Source organism: Richelia sinica FACHB-800, from assembly GCF_014698825.1.
In the GTDB taxonomy this organism is placed as follows: Bacteria; Cyanobacteriota; Cyanobacteriia; order Cyanobacteriales; family Nostocaceae; genus FACHB-800.
This window is the reverse complement of sequence record NZ_JACJTT010000009.1, coordinates 133,502-157,589: the sequence shown is the minus strand read 5'-3', so window position 1 is coordinate 157,589 and position 24,088 is coordinate 133,502. Positions and strand designations below refer to the sequence as shown.

At 40.4% G+C, this 24,088-nt stretch carries 22 protein-coding genes; 9 read left to right on the top strand and 13 right to left on the bottom strand.

What is annotated here, in order from left to right; translation table 11 throughout:
• Positions 1 to 192 precede the first annotated feature (192 nt).
• The 3 genes from H6G73_RS09800 to H6G73_RS09790 all read right to left on the bottom strand — a co-directional run bounded on the left by H6G73_RS09800 (position 193) and on the right by H6G73_RS09790 (position 3,252).
• A complete protein-coding gene (locus H6G73_RS09800; RefSeq protein ID WP_190603784.1) occupies positions 193 to 1,161 on the bottom strand; it encodes a GDP-mannose 4,6-dehydratase in 969 nt (322 codons plus the stop codon).
• Between the two features lie 38 nt (positions 1,162 to 1,199).
• Positions 1,200 to 1,625, bottom strand: coding sequence for a hypothetical protein (locus tag H6G73_RS09795; RefSeq protein ID WP_190603783.1), 426 nt, complete (start codon positions 1,623 to 1,625; stop codon positions 1,200 to 1,202).
• 190 nt (positions 1,626 to 1,815) lie between these two features.
• Positions 1,816 to 3,252: a glycosyltransferase family 4 protein gene (locus H6G73_RS09790; RefSeq protein WP_190603780.1), complete on the bottom strand. Its 1,437-nt coding sequence runs from the start codon at positions 3,250 to 3,252 to the stop codon at positions 1,816 to 1,818.
• Positions 3,253 to 3,859: 607 nt separating this feature from the next.
• On the opposite strand from H6G73_RS09790, the gene H6G73_RS09785 reads away from it, so the two are divergent.
• On the top strand, positions 3,860 to 6,082 hold the full coding sequence (locus H6G73_RS09785) for a GumC family protein (RefSeq protein WP_190603778.1): 2,223 nt from the start codon (positions 3,860 to 3,862) through the stop codon (positions 6,080 to 6,082).
• A gap of 75 nt (positions 6,083 to 6,157) precedes the next feature.
• Here H6G73_RS09785 and H6G73_RS09780 read toward each other — a convergent pair whose 3' ends face one another.
• Both H6G73_RS09780 and glyA read right to left on the bottom strand, forming a co-directional pair.
• Positions 6,158 to 7,408 (bottom strand): competence/damage-inducible protein A, encoded by a 1,251-nt coding sequence (locus H6G73_RS09780; RefSeq protein ID WP_190603776.1) that lies wholly within the window; start codon positions 7,406 to 7,408, stop codon positions 6,158 to 6,160.
• A gap of 62 nt (positions 7,409 to 7,470) precedes the next feature.
• On the bottom strand, positions 7,471 to 8,754 hold the full coding sequence (glyA, locus tag H6G73_RS09775; protein WP_190603774.1) for a serine hydroxymethyltransferase: 1,284 nt from the start codon (positions 8,752 to 8,754) through the stop codon (positions 7,471 to 7,473).
• A 562-nt stretch (positions 8,755 to 9,316) separates the two neighbouring features.
• Here glyA and H6G73_RS09770 point away from each other — a divergent pair.
• Positions 9,317 to 9,514 (top strand): hypothetical protein, encoded by a 198-nt coding sequence (locus H6G73_RS09770; protein ID WP_190603771.1) that lies wholly within the window; start codon positions 9,317 to 9,319, stop codon positions 9,512 to 9,514.
• 106 nt (positions 9,515 to 9,620) lie between these two features.
• The gene (locus tag H6G73_RS09765; protein WP_190603769.1) at positions 9,621 to 10,097 is read left to right on the top strand and encodes a Tic20 family protein; all 477 of its coding nucleotides are present in this window, start codon (positions 9,621 to 9,623) and stop codon (positions 10,095 to 10,097) included.
• A 3-nt stretch (positions 10,098 to 10,100) separates the two neighbouring features.
• On the opposite strand, the gene H6G73_RS09760 is transcribed toward H6G73_RS09765, so the two are convergent.
• On the bottom strand, positions 10,101 to 10,874 hold the full coding sequence (locus tag H6G73_RS09760; protein ID WP_190603767.1) for a fumarylacetoacetate hydrolase family protein: 774 nt from the start codon (positions 10,872 to 10,874) through the stop codon (positions 10,101 to 10,103).
• Positions 10,875 to 11,040: 166 nt separating this feature from the next.
• Here H6G73_RS09760 and rpsF point away from each other — a divergent pair, with 166 nt between their 5' ends.
• The gene (gene rpsF, locus H6G73_RS09755) at positions 11,041 to 11,364 is read left to right on the top strand and encodes a 30S ribosomal protein S6 (protein WP_190603765.1); all 324 of its coding nucleotides are present in this window, start codon (positions 11,041 to 11,043) and stop codon (positions 11,362 to 11,364) included.
• A gap of 447 nt (positions 11,365 to 11,811) precedes the next feature.
• A complete protein-coding gene (locus H6G73_RS09750; RefSeq protein ID WP_190603763.1) occupies positions 11,812 to 12,369 on the top strand; it encodes an Npun_F5560 family protein in 558 nt (185 codons plus the stop codon).
• A gap of 176 nt (positions 12,370 to 12,545) precedes the next feature.
• On the opposite strand, the gene H6G73_RS09745 is transcribed toward H6G73_RS09750, so the two are convergent.
• Positions 12,546 to 12,899, bottom strand: coding sequence for an STAS domain-containing protein (locus H6G73_RS09745; RefSeq protein ID WP_190603761.1), 354 nt, complete (start codon positions 12,897 to 12,899; stop codon positions 12,546 to 12,548).
• A 474-nt stretch (positions 12,900 to 13,373) separates the two neighbouring features.
• Here H6G73_RS09745 and H6G73_RS09740 point away from each other — a divergent pair, with 474 nt between their 5' ends.
• Positions 13,374 to 14,003, top strand: coding sequence for a DedA family protein (locus H6G73_RS09740; RefSeq protein ID WP_190603759.1), 630 nt, complete (start codon positions 13,374 to 13,376; stop codon positions 14,001 to 14,003).
• A gap of 79 nt (positions 14,004 to 14,082) precedes the next feature.
• On the opposite strand, the gene H6G73_RS09735 is transcribed toward H6G73_RS09740, so the two are convergent.
• Positions 14,083 to 15,282, bottom strand: coding sequence for an argininosuccinate synthase (locus tag H6G73_RS09735; RefSeq protein WP_190603758.1), 1,200 nt, complete (start codon positions 15,280 to 15,282; stop codon positions 14,083 to 14,085).
• Positions 15,283 to 15,408: 126 nt separating this feature from the next.
• Here H6G73_RS09735 and H6G73_RS09730 point away from each other — a divergent pair, with 126 nt between their 5' ends.
• Both H6G73_RS09730 and H6G73_RS09725 read left to right on the top strand, forming a co-directional pair.
• On the top strand, positions 15,409 to 16,377 hold the full coding sequence (locus H6G73_RS09730) for a glycosyltransferase family 2 protein (RefSeq protein WP_190603756.1): 969 nt from the start codon (positions 15,409 to 15,411) through the stop codon (positions 16,375 to 16,377).
• 7 nt (positions 16,378 to 16,384) lie between these two features.
• Complete coding sequence (locus H6G73_RS09725; protein WP_190603754.1) at positions 16,385 to 16,681, top strand: hypothetical protein; 297 nt, start codon at positions 16,385 to 16,387, stop codon at positions 16,679 to 16,681.
• A gap of 22 nt (positions 16,682 to 16,703) precedes the next feature.
• Here the strand turns inward: H6G73_RS09725 and mgtE are convergent, their stop codons facing one another.
• Both mgtE and H6G73_RS09715 read right to left on the bottom strand, forming a co-directional pair.
• Positions 16,704 to 18,056, bottom strand: a complete 1,353-nt coding sequence (mgtE, locus tag H6G73_RS09720; protein ID WP_190603804.1) for a magnesium transporter — start codon at positions 18,054 to 18,056, stop codon at positions 16,704 to 16,706.
• Between the two features lie 961 nt (positions 18,057 to 19,017).
• Entirely contained in the window at positions 19,018 to 19,506 is a 489-nt protein-coding gene (locus H6G73_RS09715) for a hypothetical protein (protein ID WP_190603752.1), read from the bottom strand.
• Positions 19,507 to 19,672: 166 nt separating this feature from the next.
• On the opposite strand from H6G73_RS09715, the gene H6G73_RS09710 reads away from it, so the two are divergent.
• Positions 19,673 to 21,649 (top strand): serine/threonine-protein kinase, encoded by a 1,977-nt coding sequence (locus tag H6G73_RS09710; protein WP_190603750.1) that lies wholly within the window; start codon positions 19,673 to 19,675, stop codon positions 21,647 to 21,649.
• Between the two features lie 241 nt (positions 21,650 to 21,890).
• Here H6G73_RS09710 and H6G73_RS09705 read toward each other — a convergent pair whose 3' ends face one another.
• From H6G73_RS09705 to H6G73_RS09695, 3 genes are all read right to left on the bottom strand, one after another.
• Positions 21,891 to 22,556 (bottom strand): heterocyst differentiation related protein, encoded by a 666-nt coding sequence (locus H6G73_RS09705; RefSeq protein WP_190603748.1) that lies wholly within the window; start codon positions 22,554 to 22,556, stop codon positions 21,891 to 21,893.
• A gap of 241 nt (positions 22,557 to 22,797) precedes the next feature.
• The gene (trpA, locus tag H6G73_RS09700) at positions 22,798 to 23,601 is read right to left on the bottom strand and encodes a tryptophan synthase subunit alpha (RefSeq protein ID WP_190603746.1); all 804 of its coding nucleotides are present in this window, start codon (positions 23,599 to 23,601) and stop codon (positions 22,798 to 22,800) included.
• Between the two features lie 164 nt (positions 23,602 to 23,765).
• Positions 23,766 to 24,077 carry a DUF3007 family protein gene (locus H6G73_RS09695; protein WP_190603744.1) on the bottom strand — a complete coding sequence of 104 codons (312 nt, stop codon included), beginning with the start codon at positions 24,075 to 24,077 and terminating at the stop codon, positions 23,766 to 23,768.
• Positions 24,078 to 24,088: the final 11 nt, after the last annotated feature.

Below are 24,088 nucleotides of genomic sequence, written 5' to 3'. Positions count from 1 at the left end.
GAATATCTTTGCTATCGAAATACTCTTAAAAATTGGCATACTTTTATGCTCCTCTGAGCAACTTCAAAACTATTTTTCTCACTGTTGTTACTCTACCACTTAGTCGCACAAAGTGCTGTAATCAGTTGCTTCTTGAGTAAATCCAGGTAGAGACGTTGTATATAACGTCTCTACAAATTTTATCTATGTAACTTATTTACCTGAAATATTCTCTAACCTAGCTGCAACCATCATTTTGACTACATCTTGCATCTTATACTTAGCTGCCCATCCTAGCTGCTGTTTGGCTTTAGCTGGATTACCTTTACCCACTGCTAAATCCGTAGGTCTGAATAGACTTTGATCAACAACTACATGGTTTTGCCAATCTAAATTGAGAGACGCAAATGCAGATGCTACAAACTCTTCCAAAGAACTACTAGTTCCAGTAGCGATTACATAATCATCAGGCTGTTTTTGTTGCAACATTAAATACATTGCTTCAACGTATTCAGGGGCCCAACCCCAGTCACGCTGAATTTGAATATTGCCTAAATATAATTTTTCTTTAGTACCCTGAGCTATACGACAAGCAGCGGCTACGATTTTTTGTGTAACAAACCTTTCTGGTCTCAGGGGAGATTCATGATTAAATAAAATACCTGAACAGGCAAATAAACCATAGGCTTCCCGGTAATTAGCCACTTCCCAAAAAGCTGCTGCTTTAGCTACAGCATAGGGGCTTCTGGGACGAAATGGTGTTGTTTCTGTGGCACCTATCCCTCCAGTATCGCCAAAACATTCGCTGGAACCAGCATTGTAAAGTTTAATAGGTAATCCTAAAAAGCGGATGGCTTCTAATAAATTGAGTGTGCCAGTGGCTACACTTTCTAGGGTCTCTACTGGTTGTTCAAAGGACAGTCCAACGGAACTTTGGCCTGCTAGGTTGTAAATTTCGTCTGGTTGGATTTTAGTTAATATCTGCAAGACGCTGCGGAAGTCAGTCAAAGCCATTGACTCTAACTTTACTTGGTCTTTGATACCCAAATAAACTAAGTTGCGGAAAGCAGACATCTGGGCATCCCGTGAAGTTCCACAGACACTGTAACCTTGACTGAGAAGTAACTGTGCTAAATAAGCTCCATCTTGACCTGATATGCCGCAAATTAGAGCTTTTTTCATGGGTTAGGGTTGCTCTTGTTAGAAAATATATTTAAGATTTAAGTAATAACGCGAAAGTCTTTAAGACTTTTGTTGTTTGTCATGCGTGAATGTCTGATTGTGAATTCACTGATAGCTGGACTCATATGTGGATGCAATACACCAGTGGCTTGCTGCCAAAGTTCTATAGGTGCAACTGAAATTTCATAACTGGATTTATGTTTGCGGACATGATACCATTTTTTTTCTTGGCAATGTTGACACCAAAAAGCTTCTAGCCACTCACCCCCTAAAGGAATCGCTGTTTTGGCTGCTACTAACATCAGTGCTTCTCTTCTGGGAATGCCTCGCTGTTGTAACTGTCTAGGACGTTCGGCAAAAAGCGGGTATTTAGGGCTAACACTGTCGAGATAGCAGCCATGTATCGGACAATAGATGGCTCTACGTTTAGAACGATTCCGATTTCGGTCACACCTTCTCTGCACTTCGGCCTCCTAACATTAGTAGATACAACATACATTCTCAGAAGGTTGCGTGGGAGGGGCTGAGATCCAAAGACCATCAAAGCCCAACTCCCCATATGAGTGAGTTATTAAGTTTGAGTAGTTCAGTTTCTTGAACTAGGAGTGCATAGTAGCACATGAATCAAAAATTAGACTATGGGAGTTATAGCCTCTATGAAATAGCCTGATGTAATACTTTCAGATATTCTTTAGCTATAAGTTCAGGTGTAAAGTGAGACTGCAAATATTGGCGGGAGGCATTACCCATCCGTTTGGCTAATTGGCGATCGCTCTGGAGTAAGCGAATAAAATCAGCTAAGGCTTTACTGTCGCCATTACTAACGGTGGTACCACACTGACCTTCAGTAATTAACTGTTTTAAATATGAAGATTCTGAACAAATTACTGCCACCGGTCTACCAGCCGCTAAGGCTGGATAAAGTTTACTGGGAGCTACTAAATTGTCCATTCCTGGCTCTACACTCACTAGCGATAAGTCGCAGGCTGTGAGAGAGTAAGGCAAGACTTTTTTGTCTTGATAGGGTAGAAACAGGAAGTTACTCAGTCCTAATTCTTTGACTGATTGAATCACACTATCTCTTTTCGCACCACCTCCTATGCAAACGAATTGAATAGGCTCGTCTTGGAGTTGTTGGGCAGTTTCTATAATGGTGTCCATATCATGACACCTGCCCATATTTCCAGAATACAAAACTGTAAATTTCTTAACAAGATGATGTTTTTGAGCAAACCAGTTGTCTTGTTTGGCAATGGGTACAATTAAGTCTGGGTCACCCCAACTATGAATTACAGACACCTTGTCAGCAACCTCTGGACAGTGGGATACTATCCGCTCTTTCATGGTAGGACTCAAAACAATAATGCCTTTGGCTCTGCGCCAAATTCTTTTGTTGAGTCCTAACCAGAGTTTTGCTAACCAATGATGTTTGGATACCACACCTAGTGCGATCGCAATATCTGGATAGAGATCATAAATTAAACATACATAGGTAACTTTAAAGCAAAGATGCGCTAGATATCCAGCAATAGTTAAAAAAGGTGGTGCTGATGTTAGTAAAAAAACGTTGTGACGCTGACAATTTTTGACAATATGTAGAAAAGCCCGCAATGTAAATAAAACACCATTGGCAGCTTTGCCTCTAATCCTACCCGACCACAGTTGAGTAGAACGGGAGCGTTGAATTCTTAATCGCCCTAATTGTTCAACAACAGGTGCTTTCTCAGTAGCAAAAGCATACCCTGGTTGTCCTGTAAAAACCTCTATTTTGGTTCCTTGTTGCTCTAATTGCTTAACTAATTCTTCGATTAACTGTCCTGTGGCAGCATAGTCTGGAGGGAAAAATTCAGTAATAACCGATAATTTTAGTAATTTACTATACCATTTATTTTCGTTTTCTAGCAAGTAATATTGATTTACAGATGCTAACTCAGAATCCTGAGGGTTTTGATCTTTGGGAGCTTGATATATTCCTGTGGTTGGTATGTCAGGAAAGAGCAAATCTGAGTGCTCCTGTTTCATCAACTGTTGCTTTTGAGATGTTGGGGTTGGTGACTTGGTTAATTTTTTGGGCCATTCACTGAATGCCATGAGTATATAGTCCCATAAAAAGATTTATAGAGATAGGTGTGTGATGAACAGCAATCCTCCCAGGAAATAGTTTGTCCTGATAGTTGAACTTGATTTTGAACCTCATCAGTATTTGACTATTCAACACTTACACTCTAAATGACAACAGGGTAAATACTTGATCCGGAAAGAGTAACATATATTCATGTCTAGAATCTTACCTTTTTGCAAAAAACCCTTACTAGGAAACTCTGAGTCCTAAAATAACGTCAACTAGGTGTCACCCCCCATACTTCTGAGGTCATAGAGTAAGAAAATCTAATCAATTCAGAAATTACCAAGGTTAAGATACAGAGTTTTAACTTTTTAGCCTCAGCAAATACAACCATGGATAATAGACAAACACTGATTCAATATACTTTTGTAAAACACGATTGTCACAACTCCTGACGAAGTAGAAATTTACCTGTTATATATATAGCAAGTATCTACTACAAATAGTAGTTTTTTATAAATTTTGTGCCAGATTGGTATCAAGTATGTTGTATTAAAAATAATTAACTTTTACAAAGTTAAGGCGATAAAGTTACTGAGCATAAATTACTTACTGAGTCAGATAATTACATCTATGGATAATCACTCTACTATCACCCCCCTTGCCAACAGCAAAACAATTACTGTGCCCCCTGCGGCTACACTTGCTCCTTTTATAGGGTTTGAAGCTAAAAATGGTGATGGTGATTTTCGTCAAATATTAGGAGTTCTCAAACGGCGCGTCTTAGTAATTTCTGGGTTGGGTGTGGCTGTTAATGGTGCTTTTGCTTACTCTACATTTCAGCAGGAGTCAGTATATCAAGGGAATTTTCAACTTTTAGTTGAACCTGTCAATGATGATAATAGCTTGGGTAAACTCACACAAATAGATGCAAATATCGCTAAACCAAGTCTAGATTATGAAAGCCAAATTCAGGTACTTAAAAGTCCTGAGCTATTGGGAAGTGTAGTTAAAAAATTACAAAGCTATTATTCAGATATTAATTACAATTCTTTGCTTCAAGACTTAACTATTAATCGTGTTGGTACGACAAAAGTTATAGAAGTTCGATATAAAAGTAACAACGCCCAAAAAATTAAAGTTGTATTAGATGAAATTTCCAAATTTTACCTCAACTATAGTTTAGAAAAGCGGCAAACTAAGTTACGTCAAGGAGTACAATTTGTTGATAAGCAGTTACCAGATATTAAAAATAGGGTACTGCAAATGCAAAAAGAATTACAAAACTTCCGTCAAAAATATGGGTTTATTAATCCTGAAACTCAGGCTCAAGTAGTTAATCAACAAATGCAAAGATTGGCAGAGCAAAGATTGAATATCAATCAACAATTAGCTGCTGCTCGTGCTAATTTTGTCAGTTTAAAAGGAACCCAAGGAGAATTAGCTGCTCTCAATAATGCTCCCACATATCAGCAATTAATCTCTCAACAGCGTCAATTAGAAGCTCAGATATCTGGCGAATTAGCTCGTTTCCAACCAGATAACCCAACCATCCAAATGCTAGAGGAAAAAAGGCAAAACTTGTTGCCATTATTACAACAAGAAGCCAAGCGAGTTATAGATATAAAATTCGCAGAAGCACACACAGCATTAAGAAATTTAGATGTACAAAGTCAGTCCTTAGCCCAAGCGGAACAAGAATTACAGCAAAGAGTAGAGCAATTACCAGTTTTGGCTAGGAAATATAATGAATTGCAGCGAGATTTACAAATTGCTACTGATAGCTTGAATAGATTTTTAACGACTCGTGAAACACTACAAATAGAAACTGCTCAAACAGAATTGCCTTGGGAATTAATCAAAGCTGCTACTTTGCCAGATACGCCTATATCTCCAAATATTCAAAGAAACTTACTGCTAGGGTTAGTTTCGAGCTTTTTATTAGGTATTGGTGCTGCTTTATTGATGGAGAAATTAGATAATACATATCATACTTTGGAAGACATTAAAGATAAAATTAAACTGCCTTTATTGGGTGTTTTACCGTTTGATAAAAGCCTGTCTACAGGAAATTTATTAACTTTAGAAACCAGAAAAACTGAGAATATATTAACAGGAACACCTGTATACGCAGGGATAGGTAAGTTATCTAATTTGTTCCCAAATCGTTCTGAACACCATGGCTATTATGGACAAGGACAATTTTGGGAGTCTTTGCAACTTCTCTATAGCAACTTGCAATTACTCAATACCGATAAACCAATTCAGTCTTTAGTTATTTCTTCTGCAATGCCAGGAGATGGAAAAAGTACAGTAGCTTTCCATTTGGCTCAAATTGCCACAGCAATGGGGAAAAAAGTTTTACTAGTAGATGCTGATTTGCGCCGCCCCCAATTACACACTTTATCAGATTTGAATAACTTCTGGGGATTAAGTAATTTAATCTCTAATCACATACCAATGGAGCAAGTGATCCAGCAATTTCCTGCTATGCCAGAATTATCTATTATTACTTCTGGCCCCACACCACCAGATCCAGCTAGGTTATTGTCATCAGACAAGATGAAGCAGTTGATGGCCCATTTTCATCAACATTTCGATTTAGTGATTTATGATGCTCCACCAATGATGGGATTGGCTGATGTGCGCGTACTTACCCCGCAAACTGATGGTCTTGTCTTAGTGGTGAGGATGGATAAAACAGATAAATCAGCTTTGATGCAGGTTGAGGAAAGTTTGAAAATTTCCTCAATGAAGCCACTGAATCTCTTAGGAATAGTAGTAAATGGAGATAAAACTCAAATGAGTGGGTACAACTACTATTACAATCGTTACAGAGAGAAAGAGTACAGATAAGTTTTGTCAAAGATAGGGAGTAGGACAACAGCGGGTCATTGACACAAATTTGCCTACCCATATCCATGATCCCTATCACTGACTCAATAAACATCGCCGTAAATGGTCTAATGCTGCACAAGCGCTTAAATGACGAATAATAGACCTACCGCGCATCGTACCCAAGCGATGCTCAAAGCTATAAACTTCGTTATTGGGCCCAGCTAAACCGATATATACCAACCCTACAGGCTTATCATCAGTGCCTCCGGTTGGTCCAGCAATGCCAGTAATGCTTAATCCCCAGGTGGTAGAGAGGCGATTTTTGACTCCCTGGGCCATTTGCTGGGCCACTGTGGCACTAACTGCCCCAAATTGGTCTAAATCTGCTGGATTGACACCTAGTAACCTGAGTTTTGCAGAATTATCGTAAGAAATGACTCCACCCCAAAAATAGTCAGAACTCCCGGAGATTTCCGTCAACATTTGCCCTAGTCCTCCCCCGGTACAAGATTCTGCTACAGCGAGAGTTTCCCCTGAAGACCTTAATAATTGACCGACAACAACAGCCAATGTATCGTTATCTTTGCCGTAATAATCTAGGCCACCGATGTCCCGAAGTTGCTGTTCAATAGGGGCAATCAATTCTTCTGCGACAGATGGGGAACTGGCTTTAGCAGAAATTCTCAGCCTCACTTCACCTTTGCCAGCGTAGGGTGCTACTGTGGGGTTGGTGAGGTTCAAATAGTCAGCAACTTTCTCGGCCAACACCGACTCACCAATGCCCCAAAATTTTAAACTGCGGCTGTAAATAATTTCTTGTCCCCAACCTTGACTTTTGAGAAAAGGAACTGCTGTTTCTTCCCACATCCGATACATTTCACTGGGAACACCAGGAAAAGTCAAAATGGTTAATTCTGGCCGCGGTTGCCAAATTATCCCCGGTGCTGTTCCTGTGGGGTTGGGTAAAATTTCTGCCCCTTGGGGAATCAACGCTTGTTTATAGTTACTGGGAACCATTACCCGACCCCGTTGGGCGAATTTCTGGGCAATGTCTTCGATAATTTCGGGACGTTCTACTAAAGGTACACCAAAGAAATCGGCAATAGTTTCGCAGGTGAGGTCATCTGGTGTGGGGCCCAGTCCACCAGTGAAAATGAGAATATTGACTCTAGACGCAGCAATTTCAATGACTTGCTGTAATCTTTCACGATTATCCCCAACTACAGTTTGATAGTAGTGGGGTATACCTAATTTTGCTAATTGCTGGGCTAGATATTGGGAGTTACTGTTGAGGATATCTCCTAACAGTAGTTCCGTACCAACACAAATAATTTCTGCACTCATCGGATTTTGGATTGGCAATTTTGGGTGGGGGATTTTGGAGCACATCCAAAATCCAAATTGGCTTAAGCTAGGACTGGTACGGGTATTTCTAAATGGGGATACAAGGGGAAGCGATCGCACAATGCAGCCACTCTCTGACGGCAATCGTGGGCTACTGCTTCTGAATCTGGAGACAGCAAGCGATCAGCAATAATATTACCAATTTCTGTGAATTCTGCTGTTCCTAAGCCCCTGGTGGTCATGGCTGGTGAACCTAACCGCAAACCACTGGTAACAAAAGGTGATTCTGGGTCAAAGGGAACGGTATTTTTGTTAGCGGTAATATTTACACCACTAACTAGCTGGTCTGCTTTTTTGCCAGTCATGCCAATTGACCGCAAATCTACTAACATCAAATGATTGTCCGTACCATCTGATACTAATTTAATGCCCCGATTTTGTAATTGGGTCGCTAAAGCACGAGCATTTTCAATTACTTGACCAGAGTAAGTGGTAAACTCTGGCTTCAATGCTTCACCAAAAGCTACAGCCTTACCAGCAATCACATGTTCTAAGGGGCCGCCTTGTGTTCCAGGGAACACAGATTTATCCAGCTTTTTACCTAATTCTGCATCACGGGTTAAAATCAAACCTCCACGGGGTCCACGTAAAGTTTTGTGAGTAGTTGTGGTAACAACGTCACAATAGGGGAGAGGATTAGGATGATGACCAGTGGCAACTAAGCCAGCGATATGAGCAATATCTGCTAGTAAGTAAGCGCCAACTTCATCAGCGATCGCTCGGAATTTTTCAAAGTCAATGATGCGAGGGTAAGCAGAATAACCGCAAATCATTAATTTGGGACGTTCTTTTAAAGCCAAATCGCGAATTTGATCATAATCTAGCTGTTCTGTGGCTTGGCTCACTCCATAGTGACGTACCTGAAACCATTTACCAGAAACATTCACTGGTGAACCGTGGGTCAGATGGCCTCCATGAGACAAATCCATACCCATAATGGTGTCCCCTGGTTCTAGTAGGGTGAGGAAGACAGCAAAATTGGCTTGAGCACCAGAATGGGGTTGGACATTGGCATGAGCCGCACCAAATAATTGTTTAGCTCTGTCAATCGCTATTTGTTCAATTTTGTCAATAAATTCGCAACCGCCATAGTACCGTTTACCTGGTAGCCCTTCGGCATATTTATTAGTTAAAACAGAACCTTGGGCAGCTAAAACTGATGGAGAGGTAAAGTTTTCACTGGCAATGAGTTCCAAGTGGTCACGTTGACGCTGTAATTCTTGGTTAATTAAATCGTTAACAGCAGGATCAGAAGATTGAAGAAAATCGGAGTTAGTTTTAGTCACGTTCACTATCCTTGTGCTGGGCAAAACTGGAAACTGAGCTAGGCTGTGGTATCACAGCTACTTTGTCAGTTGATTACAGACAATTCATCATACCGACGTGATGAGATGCTCAAAATCATGAGCGCTTTCACTGATCAGTAAGCTTTAGGTTGAATAATATATTGTGACACTTCCTACAAATAACTTAACGGAAATGCCGCTATCGACCCTGGCTGTGTGGAAAGAAAATATAAATAATAATATTTATGTATTACTTTGTACTAAAAATTTAGAAATGTCCCAATTATACAACATACAATAAAAGTAGGTGTAGTAGGGAAATTTTTCAAATTGCTCCTTCTTTACATCAGTGCCAACCCAAAACTCTGCATAAGTAGTAGAGTTTGGTCGAGGAGCATCCAGAAAAATTTTTCACTGAGATTCCTTTTTGATCAGCTAATTGTCCTGCTCACTGAATACAAGTAGAGATACTAAATATAACATTTTCCCAAACATTACCGTTAAATTCCTGAGTGTCCCTGGGTAATATGGCATTAGCTGATGATTCTACAGGAGGTGTTGGATGTTAGTCATTTTAATGGACAACCAAATCCTTGCCCCTGAGCAAGTTTGTCAGTCTTGTTTACTGGCTAACGGGAATGGTCAACCTCGATGGCGTGGTGGTCAACTCACCTGCGGTCAAGCCATTCGCAAACTAACTGAACAGCAGCCGATGCAATATGAATGTGTGATGGGTTTTCGAGTAGCCAACATAGATTGAAAGGACTATCAATCTGGGGCGGTTGGATGAGAAATTGGGATACTGCCAACAACTGCGTTATCCTATGCTCAATAGGTTTAAAAATATCATCTTAGGAGGATATACAATGTCTTGGCGCGGGTCTACAACTGTTAGCGATCGCCTGTTTGCTTGTTTACCTTATTTGCTACCCTTGGTAGAAGTCTTTGCCTTTGGGACATTTTTGTTCAGAGATTTTCCCCTGCTGCAAATTATCTTTTTACCTTTGATGCCATTGTTAAAAATTTACTATGGCGTTCGTTATGCCGGACTGATTATCTTCTTTGCTTTATGGTTGTTGGTAGTCAGAAATGAAAAAATCAGCCATTTTATTCGCTTCAATACAATGCAAGCAATTGTGCTAGATATAGTAATTGTATTGTGTAGCATTCTGACTGATATGGTGGGTTTAGTACCCAGTAGTGGTTTTGCGATTCAAACCCTCTACACCACAATTTTTATGGGAATAGTCGCCGCAGTTGCTTATTGTGTCGCTCAGTCGGTTCTGGGTAGATACGCAGAAATTCCTGCTATTTCCGATGCGGTGCATATGCAGGTGCGTTAACAGTTAGCGAGGCACAACAGTATTTTCTAGGCGACCAATACCTTCAATTTCCACACGGATGCGATCGCCTATTTTCACCGGACCCACACCCATCGGTGTACCTGTCAATACTATATCCCCAGGCATTAAGGTCATCACTTGACTGATATAAGAAACCAACACATCTGGGGAAAATACCATTTCATCAATAGTGGCAGATTGTACAGGTTGAAACTCATCGTTTACAAAAGTTTGTAATCTGGCTCCAGGATTTAATTCTCGGACAATCCAAGGGCCCAAAGGACAAAATGTATCAAAACCTTTTGCTCGCGTCCATTGACTATCCTTTTGTTGTAAATCCCTAGCAGTAACATCATTGGCGATGGTGTAACCCCAAATTTTGGTTTGGGCTTGGGCTGGAGTACAATCACTGGTGCGATCGCCGATGACCAACGCCAATTCCCCTTCATAGTCTACTCGTTGTGATTGTTGGGGATATTTTATTTCCATTTCCGAAGCGATAACCGCTGTGGGTGGCTTGAAAAAAATCAATGGTTCCGCAGGTACAGGGGTTCCCATTTCAGCCGCATGATCAGCGTAATTTTTACCTACAGCCACAATTTTAGAAGGCGCACAGGGAGCCAGAATTTTGTATTTCTCTGGTTCCAAGATTAAATCAGTGGGTTGACCATCCAACCAAGGAGGAGCGTCCAAAACCTCCACATTCAGGGATAGTTGTAGCAACCCATAGTAAATTTTGCCATCTTGACTTTGAACTCGCACGTAGCGCTGCGCCATAACCTTGAAGAATCTCCTTAGAGATCGAAATTTCGGCCGATTGGGTTAATGATTTAAATTGAAAACTGGTAAGATTATAATTCCTTGTTGCTTCAGATGTAGATAATGTCCCGTACAGTCAATCTCCATCGGCAGCCATTTTGTCCATAAGGTGACTTTCAAATATATGACGACAGTTTACGAAACAATGTACATCCTGCGCCCTGACTTAGGAGATGAGCAGGCCGAGCAAGCGATCGCTAAATATGAAAACTTGCTTCGTGACAACGGTGCTGACAATATCCAAATTCAAAACCGTGGTAAGCGTCGTCTCGCTTATGAAATCAACCGCCATCGTGATGGTATTTACGTTCAAGTCAACTACACAGGCCCAGCTACTGTAATTGCTATATTTGAACGTGCTATGCGATTGAGCGAAGAAGTAATTCGCTATTTGACCATTAAGCAGGAAGTTCACGAAGAGAAAGCCGAAGCCGCAGCGACAGCTTAAGCAACTCTAGCAGTGATGAATACTGATGAATTTCAGATATTCATCACTCACATCAAGTATACAAATGACAATTTAAATTCTCCATCTCCACCTAAAACTTAGGCCAGTATTTATTTTCCCTTCTCTACAACATAAGTAAAATTTGACCATTCAACAACTATGGGAGTAGTTGTCAATTTCTCGTAAGTACGATATGGTTTTGTTATTTCGGTGGTACATATAGCAATTCCTAGAGAAATGAAGACACTCACTAGTTGTGTCAACATAGCTTAGGCATAATCAAAACCAAACACCAACAGACTTTCCAGCCTGTTATCTGGTAATTGTTTAAAGTTTCCTGCTATACAACCACAAAACCCAACCGTGCTAAGTTTGCGGTACTTCATCGAGTACCTGCTACAGACATTATTATCGAATTGATACATAAAATAAGAGCTTTAAGCCACTGTGAGCCAATCTGACACATCAAACATCCAAGCTCTCTCTACCGAAGTCTCTCAGTTGCGCCAAGAGTTGCAACTCAGAGACCAATTAGTACAACAGCTATCTCAAGAACTCTTCCGGCTGGTTAAGGGTAATACTAACTTTATGCCTCCACCGCAGGAGTCTGAATATGACTCAAGTCAAGTACAGGCTCTCAGAGAACAACTCCAAGCTGTTGAACAACAGGTAACTTTTTACCAAGAGCAAATTACCACTCGCGATGCGGAAATTTATCAATTACGTCAGTCAGTCCAAGAACTAACTGACCGCAGTCGTATGTTAGAGCAAGTGGTTCAAGAATTACCTCAGATTTACCGTCGTAAGTTTGAGGAACGAATGACACCCGTCAGAGATAAAGTTGCTATGCTGCAACGAGAAAATCGCCAATTGCAGGCAGAGTTGCAAAGCGTCAGTTATCGTTTAGCACTCAAAACTCGCTATACCCAGCATAGTGGAATTGATTTACCAACCTTTCCTCGTCCAGGTGGTATGAGTAGTATTTCTGAACCCCAAAATGCCTAATATTTGTGAATTTAGTTAAATTTCCCATAAAATGTAAATTCCGCAATTCCTGAAATTAAGAATTGCGGATTTGATTTATGGGTTGGTTGTGAGGATGCGATCGCTTATAGGTTTTTTGGCTATTTGAATGAAAATTTAGTTTGAAAAAGAAAGATTACCCTGAGTAATAGATGAATTTAACTGGCTAATTGTAAACTTGCCCCTTGGGTCGAGGCAAAAATTTCTTCATAACTATCGAAAATTTCAAATACCGAGTCTAACTGACTAAGTTCTAAAATCAATCTTACAGGTGCTTTGACATTGCAAAGAACCAAACGACAACCAACTTGACGAGCTACGGTTAACCCTTTGACTAAAGGGACTAGCCCAGAACTATCCATAAATTCTACTTCTGAAAGGTCAATCACCCAGAGTTGATGTGGTTGAGGTTTGGCTTTAGACATCTGTTCACTCAAAACCATCCCACCATGCAAGTCTATACTGCCTTGGGGTTTGAAAAAAATCACTTGGGGTTCTTGTGTAAGAGTCATGGATTTAACTGGGTAGTTGAAATACTCTGAAAACAAGACTGACATCAATACTCTTTAGGTTCCAACGGTAGAATTACTGTTTACTTTAACTGCCAAAGCTGACACTAATACTCCGTGGATGGAACATTACTAAGTATTAATGCCCTATAACTTTTGGTTATCCATGAATATAAGCACAAATTCTAGGGAGATTTGGTAGCAAAGATATCTTTTACAAACTTTTTATAATTTTTTTAATTATTTATATTTTTAGATAAAAAAGATTAATTGAAATCTGAATTATGATATATGGAATTAGGTGGGGATTTATTGGATCAATAAATATTTTTGGCTATTTAAATAAATAAAACCGAATAGCTACAATAGTATTCACACTATAAATTCATCAACACCAGTGTCAGCTTAATTGACACCCCAAGCAAACACAAGCGAAGATATAGTAAAAGTAAAAATTTGTAAAGTCGGCGGTGCTGGATGTCTTTTGAGGTAATTTCACTAGAAAACATCCAAGAAATAGCTCAATCTTATGGTTATTGGGCTATTTTTTTGGGAATTTTGCTAGAGAATTTAGGCATTCCTCTTCCTGGTGAAACCGTTACTCTAGTAGGCGGCTTCCTAGCTGGTAGTGAAGAACTAAATTACTGGCTAGTTCTCAGTGATGCAGTTGCAGGAGCCGTTATCGGCGGTACGTGCGGCTATTGGATTGGTAGGTTTGGCGGTTGGACTTTCCTGCTGCAAGTGGGTAAGGTCTTCCGCATATCTGAGGCGCGTCTACTGAGTATTAAAGAGCAATTTAGTGAAAATGCTGCTAAAGCTGTATTTTTCGGCCGCTTTTTCGCTTTGCTGCGAATTTTTGCTGCGCCCTTAGCTGGTATTGCGGAAATACCTTTTGGCAAATTCTTAATTTATAACTTTGCTGGAGCATCAGTCTGGGCTAGTGTGATGGTCACTTTAGCTTTCTTTGCGGGGAAGATTATTTCCCTGGAACAGTTGGTAGCATGGGTGAGCCAGTTTGCACTCCTAGCTTTACTAATTTTAATTGTTGTCATTGTTGTGCCGATTTGGTGGGAGTCTCGCCAAATCAAGCAGGAAGCAGGGGAATAGTTAACTGGAGACAGGAGACAGAAAGTCAAGAAATATTTTTCTCAATCTATCTGTTCCCTGTCGCCTTTTCCCTGTAGCGTTATTTACCTGTCTGGGCCCAAATCCGGGTGGGTAGTCCCCAAACGTAGATAAAACCTTCTGCGGCTTTGTGATCAAATTGGTCTTCCGCACCGTAGGTGGCTAAGTCAGGGGTGTAAAGGGAATTATCACTCCAACGACCAACAATGGTAGCGTTACCTTTAAAGAGTTTAATTCTGACGACTCCAGAAACTCGTTCTTGGGTCTTTTGAACAAAAGCATCTAAAGCAGCTTTGAGGGGGCTATACCAAAGACCGTTATAAACTAATTTGGTGTAGGTTTCTTCAATACCTCGTTTATACTGACTGACATCTGCTGTCAAGGTGAGGCTTTCTAAATCACGGTGAGCATTAATGAGGACGACCATTGCCGGTGACTCGTAAATTTCCCGTGATTTGATACCTACTAGGCGGTTTTCAATCATATCAATCCGCCCAATGCCATGACTACCAACGATTTGATTGAGTTCTTGAATTAATTGGACGGGGGCTTTAGGTGTACCGTTGATGGTAGTGGGAATACCTCTTGTAAAACCAATTTCTAAATATTCTGGCTCGTTGGGAGTATCAACGATGGCCTTGGTCATTTCATAGATTTCTTCTGGTGGTTCAAATTTGGGATCTTCTAGGACACCAGCTTCGATACTGCGACCAAGTAAGTTTTTATCAATACTGTAGGGAGAAGATTTTTTCACAGGTGCAGGAATGCCAAATTTTTCTCCGTAGGCAATGGTTTCTTCTCTGCTCATTCCCCATTCTCTAGCTGGGGCCAGGATTTTTAAATTGGGGTTGAGGGCTGTGCAGGAAACATCAAAGCGTACTTGGTCATTACCTTTACCTGTACAACCGTGAGCGATCGCATCCGCACCATATTTTTCGGCGACTTCGACTAAAATCTTAGCAATTAAAGGTCTAGCTAGGGCTGTTCCTAAAGGATAGCGATTTTCATATAAAGCGTTGGCTTGAATCGCTGCAAAGGCATAATCTTTAACGAAACTATCTTTTACATCTACTACCAAGGATTCACTGGCACCAGATTTGAGAGCTTTTTCCCGAACTGGCTCTAATTCATCTCCCTGACCTAAATCTGCGGCTAGGGTAATAACTTCTTCTACACCCCATTCCTGCTTTAAGTAGGGTATGCAAACGGAGGTGTCTACTCCCCCAGAATATGCTAAGACAACCTTTTTGGCGCGACCCATTGGTTTCTCCAGTTAGGAAAACAAAATAATGAGTCATTATTATATCCGAGTTACCCAGTGTATATTTTGCTGATGCAACTGGATTTGCTCAGGGACTGGTAATTGATTTTTTGTCCTATCCTGAATATGGGAACTAGTGATGTGGGTAAAACTGTGTTTTTCAGTGTTGTAATTCCAACTTACAATCGTCTGCCGATTTTGGAAAAGTGTCTCCGTGCTTTGGAAGCACAGGATTTGAGTGCATCCAGTGTCGTAACTGGATATGAAGTGGTGGTAGTAGATGATGGTTCTACAGATGGCACATTAGATTGGTTGACAACTCATCAAGAGGAGTTTCCCCATGTAAGGTTGTTTGAGCAAGACCATGCTGGCCCTGCTGCGGCACGAAATTTAGGTGTAGAAAAGGCTGTAGGGGACACAATTATTTTTATTGATAGTGATTTGGTTGTCCTTAACAACTTCTTGCAAGCTCATGGGAATGCACTCAAACAGGGGCAAGAGAAATTGGGGAGCGATCGCTTTTTCACCTATGGTGCAGTTATTAATACTTGTAATTTTGACAATCCTACTGCTGAACCCTATAAAATTACTGACTTTTCGGCAGCTTTTTTTGCTACAGGCAATGTGGCGATTCCTAAACATTGGTTAAAAACAGCAGGTCTATTCGATACTGGATTTCAACTCTATGGCTGGGAAGATTTGGAATTAGGGGTAAGATTGAAAAATTTAGATTTGAAATTAATTAAATGTCCTGAAGCCGTAGGTTATCACTGGCATCCACCATTTAATTTAGAACAAATTCCTAAATTAATTGACCAAGAAATCCAACGGGGACGTATGGGGGTTTTATTTTACCAAAAGCATCCTACTTGGGAAGTCAAGATGATGATTCAAATGACTTGGTTACATCGATTGCTGTGGGGAATTTTATCTTTAAATGGGGCATTAAATGAAAAAACTATGGCACCTTTCTTGCAATGGTTAATTAATTTAGGCAAACCGCAATTAGCCCTAGAAGTGGCACGCATTTTCCTCAATTGGTACAACGTCAAGGGAGTTTATGAAGCTTATGGAGAAATGCTCAAAGCTTCATAAATTGCCATTGACAAAAATAATTCTGTTTTTAGACCACATCTTAAATCAATCTCTGACTTTGCGTCTTTGCTCCTCAAGCATCTTGGCGAGAAAATATCCTGAAGATGGGGAGCATCCCAATTTTGCAAAAATAACCGCAGCAACACCAAAAACTCTCTTCTTCCTTCTTACCTATCCCTACGGGACGCTACGCGAACGTGTCCTTTCCTCCTATGCCTTCGGCACGCTTCGCGAACGTGGTTCGTTTATTTCAAGTCTTGAACTCAAGCAAAAAATAAACTTACACATTTGGGATGCTCCCTGAAGATGTGGTTTATTTCATCCCATCAAGGATGTAAATGAAAAACATTCAAGGCAATAGAAATTAAACTGAGGAAAGTTAAGAAACCAATAGTATCTAACATAGTTGTCACTAATGGGCCACTCACTAAAGCAGGATCTAACTTTAAGCGCTTCAATCCCATGGGTAACAATGTCCCCAATGTCACGGCCACAATGGTATTAGTTGCCATCACTGTGCCCGCAATTAAAGCTACCCATCTTTCTTCTGGTTTGGCCCAAATTAAGGACAGCAAAATCATCGTTACACATAAAGCTACTGCTGTCCCTAACCCTGCTAAAAGCTCTTTACGGAGGATTTTCATGGTGTCTTTAGGTGTGACTTCACCTACACCTAAACCGCGAATAGTGACGGTTAAAGCTTGAATACCCACTGTTCCCCCAGTGTTAGAAAAAATCGGCATAATTACCGCTAACACAGGTACAGCAGCAATTACTTGTTGAAAAGGAGCGATCGCACTAGCTGCACCGATGTACAATGCCATAATCGCTAACAACCAAGGCAACCGTTTGCGAATTGTCACCTGGGGAGGAGATAAGGCTTCTTCATCACCACTCACCCCTGCCAATTTTTGAATATCTTCTGTCGCTTCTTCCTGTAAAATATCGACAACATCATCGATAGTAATAATACCGACCAATCTTTCTTCCCTGTCTACTACAGGCATGGCGATTAAGTCGTAACGCTGCATAATTCGGGCTACTTCTTCTTGAGAAGTTTCCGTTTTCACTTTGATGACATGATCACTGGCAATATCTTTAATTAAGACATCGGGAAAAGTAAATAACAATTGACGCAAGGAAACAACACTCACCAATTTACGGTTATCATCGGTGACGTAAGCATAGTAAATAGTTTCCTTATCTTCGTCTTGACGACGAATTTTGCTTAAAGCTTCACCTACCGTCAAACCTTCCCGCAGACGCACATATTCTGTGGTCATCACCCGACCCGCAGTTCCTTCGGGATAACCAAGAATAGTAGCTGTAGCTTGTCTTTGTTCTTGACTCAGTTCTTGCAATAACCGTTTAACTACCCCTGCTGGTAGTTCATCAAATAATTCTGCCCGTTCATCAGGACTCATTGCTTCTACTAGTTGCACTACTTGCACATCATGCAGGGAATTGATGAGTTCTTCCTGTATATCTGTTGGCAAATATTCAAATACATCTATTGCTTGAGTTTTGTTGAGGAGACGGAAAGCGATCGCTCTTTGTGTTTCCGGTAATCTTGTAATATATTCTCCCACGTCTACAGGCTGCAAGCAATTTAAATCAAACTTGAGTTGGTTTAAATCTGCAACATCAATAGTGGAATTGCAAATATCTTGTGTGAGCATGATACCTCCTAAAGTCTCCCCCGCGCTGGGAGACTTACTCACCAGCTTAGAGGAGGATACTACTGCCATCTGTTGGACTTTTGTCCATAAAATCTCAAGAATTCAATATCGATAACCTATATGGCATCGCTAAGTCATAATCTTAGCTTGGAAGTGTAATTTCCGATAGATGCCGATTTTATTTGCTAATCTCGTGTTTACTTACACAAGTAGCTTTGTTTTTACCTGCTTTTTCGTTCAATTAATGTAGATTTTACTACTCATATATTATGTGTCAAGCTAAAACCATAAATTACTTGGAAACTTCACATAGTCAAAATATTTACAAAATAATAAGGAAATATTACTGTTAAAGAGAAGGTTAACACTATGTAAATTTTCTGAAGTATTTATTTACTGTTTGCTAACACAGAAAAAACATACATAGATGTAACTGAGTTAGCCAGAATTGCCATCCACTCGCTGAGTTAAATATGAAAATTGTCTATAGTGAATTTTGCAGGGGCTTTTCGTGTAAATAAAGTCATTTTCTGGCTAAATTTCTGAAAATTTCTCACCTAATTCCTTAATATTCATTCTATCGTCAATTTAAAATAGATATGGTTAGACAATGAATTTTGTAGATTTTAAACAATTATGTTTTGATATTACAAACCTTATGTTATTCCGCACCGAATCCTGAAATCTATTGTTTATCATGATATCTGTATTTATCCCCGGTTATCTGCATTCAATTATTAATTCTATGCAACTTGATCTGAATTGGGGATAGAACTATTGTCTAGATCAAGACAAAATCAATTATGTAATTATCTCTCTTATGGGCAGGTCATTAGAAACTGCTGTTATGATATTCAGGAAAATTTGCCTGTGAATTTTGAATTGCTGTTGTGCATTGAAAATGCACAACATACCCGCCCCCAACATCTAAAATTAAGCCTCTCTGTTTCCCCTAGTATTATCAATCTCCTGGCAAAGTTACAAACACATTCCTGACTAACCTTTTGGTTTTATCTTCTAATTGTTGCCAATCCACATCCCCAAATTCATCAATTAAACTAGTATCAATATTCACTACATCTTCTTCAGAACTGTAATTTAAAAAACATACTTGATAACACAGATCCCATAAATCAACACTGACTTCTTGCTCTTGACGTTGTAAACGCAAATGATATCCTGGATGGGGCATAGGCAGACGACTGAGATTTTCTCGAATTGCTTCAGCCTGTTCTGGTGTTGCATTTTCCATCTCTTGCAACAACTGAGTCACCACAGCCTTAGTTTCATCAGTGGTATGAGGTGGCCAAATCAGCACATCATGGTAAGTTCCTTTCCAGGAAGATTCATCCAGCTGCTTGCGAATATTATCAACTACACGAATGAAAGCAGGCTGCATTAGGAGTTCTGCTTGCTGCCAGACGGTAGGATTAGTTATCTTAGGTGGCATTGCTAGTACACAGAGATAGAGAAAAAAAAGTTAACAAATTGGTTTTATTAAAAAAACTGCATTGCTAGTCTAAATCTTTTCTCAAGATAGCGGATTTATTGGCAGAAAATTTGGAGATACTAATTACCATCTAGAAAATTAGGTGTGAAAACTGGGGAGGGAATTTATGATAGGCAAGTTACTAGACCATCGTTACCAAGTCACAAGCGTTTTGGCGACGGGAGGATTTGGTCGCACCTACATTGCCCAAGATACCAGACGACCAGGCAACCCAATCTGCGTTGTCAAGCACCTGAAACCCAACAGTTCTGACCCGAAGATTTTTGAAACTGCCAAACGTCTGTTTAATATTGAGGCGGAAACCTTAGAAAAACTGGGTAATCATGACCAAATACCCAGGCTATTAGCCTACTTTGATGAGAAGCAAGAATTTTTCTTAGTCCAAGAATTTATTGATGGCAATACTCTAGCGGAGGAACTTATCCCTGGACAACGCTGGAGTGAAAAGCAGACTATTCAAATGTTGATTGAAGTGCTGGAAATTCTGGAATTTGTCCATCAGCAAGGAGTAATTCACAGAGATATTAAGCCAGACAATATCATCCGTCGTAGTGCTGATTATAAGTTGGTGTTAGTAGATTTTGGGGCTGTCAAACAGTTGCGTTCTTCTCTCGTGACAGTTGGCGCACATCCCACTGCTACAGTAGCCATTGGTACTCCTGGCTACATGCCAACAGAACAAGGACAAGGTAAACCCCGTCCGAATAGTGACATATATTCTCTGGGAATTATTGCTATTCAAGCTTTAACGGGTGTGCCCATTAATCAGTTAGAAGAAGATGCAGACACAGGAGAAATCGTTTGGCTGCATCTAGCATCTGTTAGTCCTGGTTTAGCAGCTGTTTTGAGTAAAATGGTGCGTTATCACTTTAAAGAACGTTACCAGAATGCTACAGAGGCTTTGGCAGCTTGCCAAGAGGTAGTGAACTTTTCTTCTGGACAAAAAACACCTTCTGTTTACCCTCCCCCTCTTCCCACTACCTACAGACCTTACAAGCCGACTACTGGTGTGGTCAGACAGCAAACTATGGCTGTGGCCCCTGCTAATCCTGTCCGTTCTCCCTCGATTCGTAAAGATTCTGGTAAAGCTGACCCATTACCTCTATTAATTGGCATTTTATTAGCGAGTGGTGCTGCGGCTTTAGCTACCAATATATATCCCACCTTTAAAGACTTTGCTAGTAATTTAACTGCTAGTAATACTAATTTAGGAAAAAGCTGTGTGGCTGTGGTAGAAGCTAATTCTAATATCCGTTCTGAACCTAGTAGTATTAATGAAGATAATGTTTTGAGAAGTATTGGTGAAGATAGCGAATTTGCAGTGACAGGTAGAAGGACGAAAGGTGGTTGGGTAGAACTGAAACTATCTGATAGTTCTTATAAGTCAGCTTGGGTCAACTCTAAAGTAATTACTAATAATGAACAATGGACTGCTTGTTTAAGAGATAAGGGAATACCTATTAGCATTGTAGATGATAGTAAATTAATTGCAGCGCGACCAATGCCGAAGGTTGAACCTAAATCTGCTGAGTTAGATCCTCCTGAATCTGAAGAAGAAGTAGAAGTAGAAGAAAAAGAGGTTGAGGAAAAAACACCCTCTAAAAATTCTCAACCTGCTTCAGCACCGAAAAAGAAAAATGAGGTTGTGGAACAAGCAAGACAAAAGTTTGAATCAGGGGACTTACATGGTGCGATCGCTACTCTCAAATCTATTCCCGCTAATGCTGCCTTAGGTATCAAAGAAACAACGGAAATTATTTATCAATGGCAGCAAGATTGGGCAAAGGCAGAAGCTATAGCTAATGATATCAATAAAGCAATTGATAATGGTCAATGGGATAAGGTACTCGCTTTTAAAGATCATCCAGAAAAATTACCAAATATCAAATATTGGCAAGATAAACTAGAACCTTTGTTTAAAGAAGCGGCAGAAAATGCCAATAAGAAAGCTATTTCTCAGGGTAAAAAATTACTCAATAAAACTAGTACATCACCAAAGCCGAGTAATAGTGGTCATGAAGATAAAGCTTCTACGAAGAAAGAAAAGTCCCATTCCAGCAAAAAAGCTGAAACTGAATTATAGTCTTCGATAAAATTGATTAATTCCAGCTTAAAGTGTGCGTTAAGCGTTTACGCAGCTAAATTTTATAATCCTGATATAGTTAAGTCTTGTAGTGCGGGCATCTTGCCCGCTAGACTTATACCCAATTTACTTGCTAAATAAGCTGTGATTGACCAATAATTTAACAAAACAAATTGGTTAGAAGAAAAGTTACATCATTCTGCTTTCCTCTAACCTATGGAATTTTCGATGTTGAATTACATTAGTGCATTTCGTCGTATTCTGGCGCTCCCACTCTTCTGGACTCGATGCGCGATGGTAAAAATTCAGCGCGCCGAATAGGGGCTAAAGGGGGTACAGAACTGTTATATGGATGGATAACTTGTACTGTCCGAGCAGGACGTTGACGAGGACCAAATAAAGCCAGGACTCCTGCCACAACTATACCACCACCAATGGTTAAACTCATCCCACCAACGGCCCAAACTATGGGTGAAGACCACCAGGGATTTTGTGGCTGTTGTTGCTGCTGAAAAGCTACCATTCTTTGTTGCTGTTGTTGCTGTGCTAATTGCCACTGTTGTTGAGTGAAATTCTGCACTTGACCTTGCAACTGTTGATTTTGGAAGCGTAACTGTTCATTGTCGCCTTTCAGCTTTTCTATCTGCATGTTCAGCTTTTCCATTTCCAAGCGTTGGTCAGGGTTAGCTGCTGCTGATGGTTGGTTGGGAGAATTAGGGTTAGTTAAACCAGGATTTGGTTGTTGATATATGGGAGGCTGCCAAATTTGCGGTGTAACTCCTGTACTCGTTATTTGGGGAGGAATGGGAAAATTTGTTTGGATTGGGGTATTAGTACCTTTGAGAAGTAAGAGTGCTGCCAGTCCAGCTACGGCCACACCACCGATAAATGCCATACTTTCACTCATCGCTTTTACCCCTCAACTAGGACGGAACCATAACCAAGTTTCGACTGACTTACTCTCACACTCATAATTTTATGCCTACGACATTTCACATAAAGTCCAGGTATAAACGGACTTGTCAGGCAGTTTTGGGGCTACCTGAAACTTGCTGTTAATATTCAAAACTATAACAGTCAAATTGTCTACCAAGGGAGGACAAAAAAAATACGCTGTTATACTTTTTTAATCTACTTTTTCCGAGTCATCAAGTGGTAGTTTTGACCGAGTGTTTCAAATCTTGGCAAAATTGCGCGATCGCTTCTAATCCGGCTGCTGGTGTATCTGCTGCTAGGCGTTTGACAAAGGCGCTACCAACTATTGCTCCATCTGCCCCCCATTCTCTCACTTGCTGGGCTTGTTCAGGGTGGGAAATGCCAAAACCTACGGCAATGGGTTTATCAGTCACACTGCGAATTTGGGTAAGTAAATCAGAAACACGGCTTTCCATTTGTGATCGCATCCCGGTAACACCAGTGACACTGACCAAATAAATAAATCCTTGGGAAGCACGAGCGATCGCTTCAATTCTATCCGCAGAACTCGTAGGAGCTACCAACAAGATTAAATCTATCCCTATTTCACTGGCTGGTTGCAGTAATCCTGCTGCTTCCTCTAAAGGTAAATCAGGAACTACCAATCCTGAAACCCCAGCAGCCTTAATTTGCTGGAGAAAAGGTTCAATTCCCCGATGCAAAATCGGATTGTAATATGTGAATAAAATGATGGGTGCTTTGATACTGGGAGTAATTTTGGTTAATATTTCCAGCACCTGTTCCAAGGTCGTACCCCGTTGTAATGCACGAGTAGCAGCCGCTTGAATCACAGGACCATCTGCCAACGGGTCGGAATAAGGCACACCTAATTCAATGATGTCTGCTCCACAACGATCTAGAATCTGTAGAGCTTGGGCAGTAGTTTCTAAATCAGGATCTCCAGCAGTAATAAACGGAATCAGAGCGCACTCCTGATTCCGTCTCAAAGATGCAAAACAATCAGAAATAGCAGTCATTAGTTAGTTTTAGTCTGGGTTCAGGCAATTTTGAATTTTCGACTTTAAATTTTAGATTGTTTCTTCCCTATAATCAAAAATCCAAAATCCCCAATCTCAAATTGCTATGGTCAGTAGTCAATAGTAACAAACAACTGACAACAACCCACTGTACCAACCAAACTCTACTGCTGGGACTTTTGCTCCTGTTCAATTTCCTCTTGAATTTTCGCTAATTCTTCAGGAGTTAACTCATCCAAGCGTTTTTGGAAAAAAGCCTGTTCATAGGCTTCTCGTTGTTGATGGTAGGTCATATTCTTTCCTGTTGCTCGTACCGCATAGGTAACTACCCAGCCAACTAATCCCACTACCAGTAAAACCTGACTCCAAATACCAGCGTTTTGACTGTCTAGACCAATTAGCTGTAATGCTACATACGCCAAACCACCAGCAACAAACACGCCTAAAACAATACTAATCGCATCAATACGTCGCATGAGAATTATGA

Excerpts from the sequence above, each read along its gene's own strand:
- H6G73_RS09800 (WP_190603784.1), bottom strand. The coding sequence starts at position 1,161 with ATGAAAAAAGCTCTAATTTGCGGCATATCAGGTCAAGATGGAGCTTAT.
- H6G73_RS09790 (WP_190603780.1), bottom strand. The coding sequence starts at position 3,252 with ATGGCATTCAGTGAATGGCCCAAAAAATTAACCAAGTCACCAACCCCA.
- H6G73_RS09785 (WP_190603778.1), top strand. The coding sequence starts at position 3,860 with ATGGATAATCACTCTACTATCACCCCCCTTGCCAACAGCAAAACAATT.
- H6G73_RS09780 (WP_190603776.1), bottom strand. The coding sequence starts at position 7,408 with ATGAGTGCAGAAATTATTTGTGTTGGTACGGAACTACTGTTAGGAGAT.
- H6G73_RS09770 (WP_190603771.1), top strand. The coding sequence starts at position 9,317 with ATGTTAGTCATTTTAATGGACAACCAAATCCTTGCCCCTGAGCAAGTT.
- H6G73_RS09765 (WP_190603769.1), top strand. The coding sequence starts at position 9,621 with ATGTCTTGGCGCGGGTCTACAACTGTTAGCGATCGCCTGTTTGCTTGT.
- H6G73_RS09760 (WP_190603767.1), bottom strand. The coding sequence starts at position 10,874 with ATGGCGCAGCGCTACGTGCGAGTTCAAAGTCAAGATGGCAAAATTTAC.
- rpsF (WP_190603765.1), top strand. The coding sequence starts at position 11,041 with ATGACGACAGTTTACGAAACAATGTACATCCTGCGCCCTGACTTAGGA.
- H6G73_RS09745 (WP_190603761.1), bottom strand. The coding sequence starts at position 12,899 with ATGACTCTTACACAAGAACCCCAAGTGATTTTTTTCAAACCCCAAGGC.
- H6G73_RS09740 (WP_190603759.1), top strand. The coding sequence starts at position 13,374 with ATGTCTTTTGAGGTAATTTCACTAGAAAACATCCAAGAAATAGCTCAA.
- H6G73_RS09735 (WP_190603758.1), bottom strand. The coding sequence starts at position 15,282 with ATGGGTCGCGCCAAAAAGGTTGTCTTAGCATATTCTGGGGGAGTAGAC.
- H6G73_RS09730 (WP_190603756.1), top strand. The coding sequence starts at position 15,409 with ATGGGAACTAGTGATGTGGGTAAAACTGTGTTTTTCAGTGTTGTAATT.
- mgtE (WP_190603804.1), bottom strand. The coding sequence starts at position 18,056 with ATGCTCACACAAGATATTTGCAATTCCACTATTGATGTTGCAGATTTA.
- H6G73_RS09715 (WP_190603752.1), bottom strand. The coding sequence starts at position 19,506 with ATGCCACCTAAGATAACTAATCCTACCGTCTGGCAGCAAGCAGAACTC.
- H6G73_RS09710 (WP_190603750.1), top strand. The coding sequence starts at position 19,673 with ATGATAGGCAAGTTACTAGACCATCGTTACCAAGTCACAAGCGTTTTG.
- H6G73_RS09705 (WP_190603748.1), bottom strand. The coding sequence starts at position 22,556 with ATGAGTGAAAGTATGGCATTTATCGGTGGTGTGGCCGTAGCTGGACTG.
- trpA (WP_190603746.1), bottom strand. The coding sequence starts at position 23,601 with ATGACTGCTATTTCTGATTGTTTTGCATCTTTGAGACGGAATCAGGAG.
- H6G73_RS09695 (WP_190603744.1), bottom strand. The coding sequence starts at position 24,077 with ATGCGACGTATTGATGCGATTAGTATTGTTTTAGGCGTGTTTGTTGCT.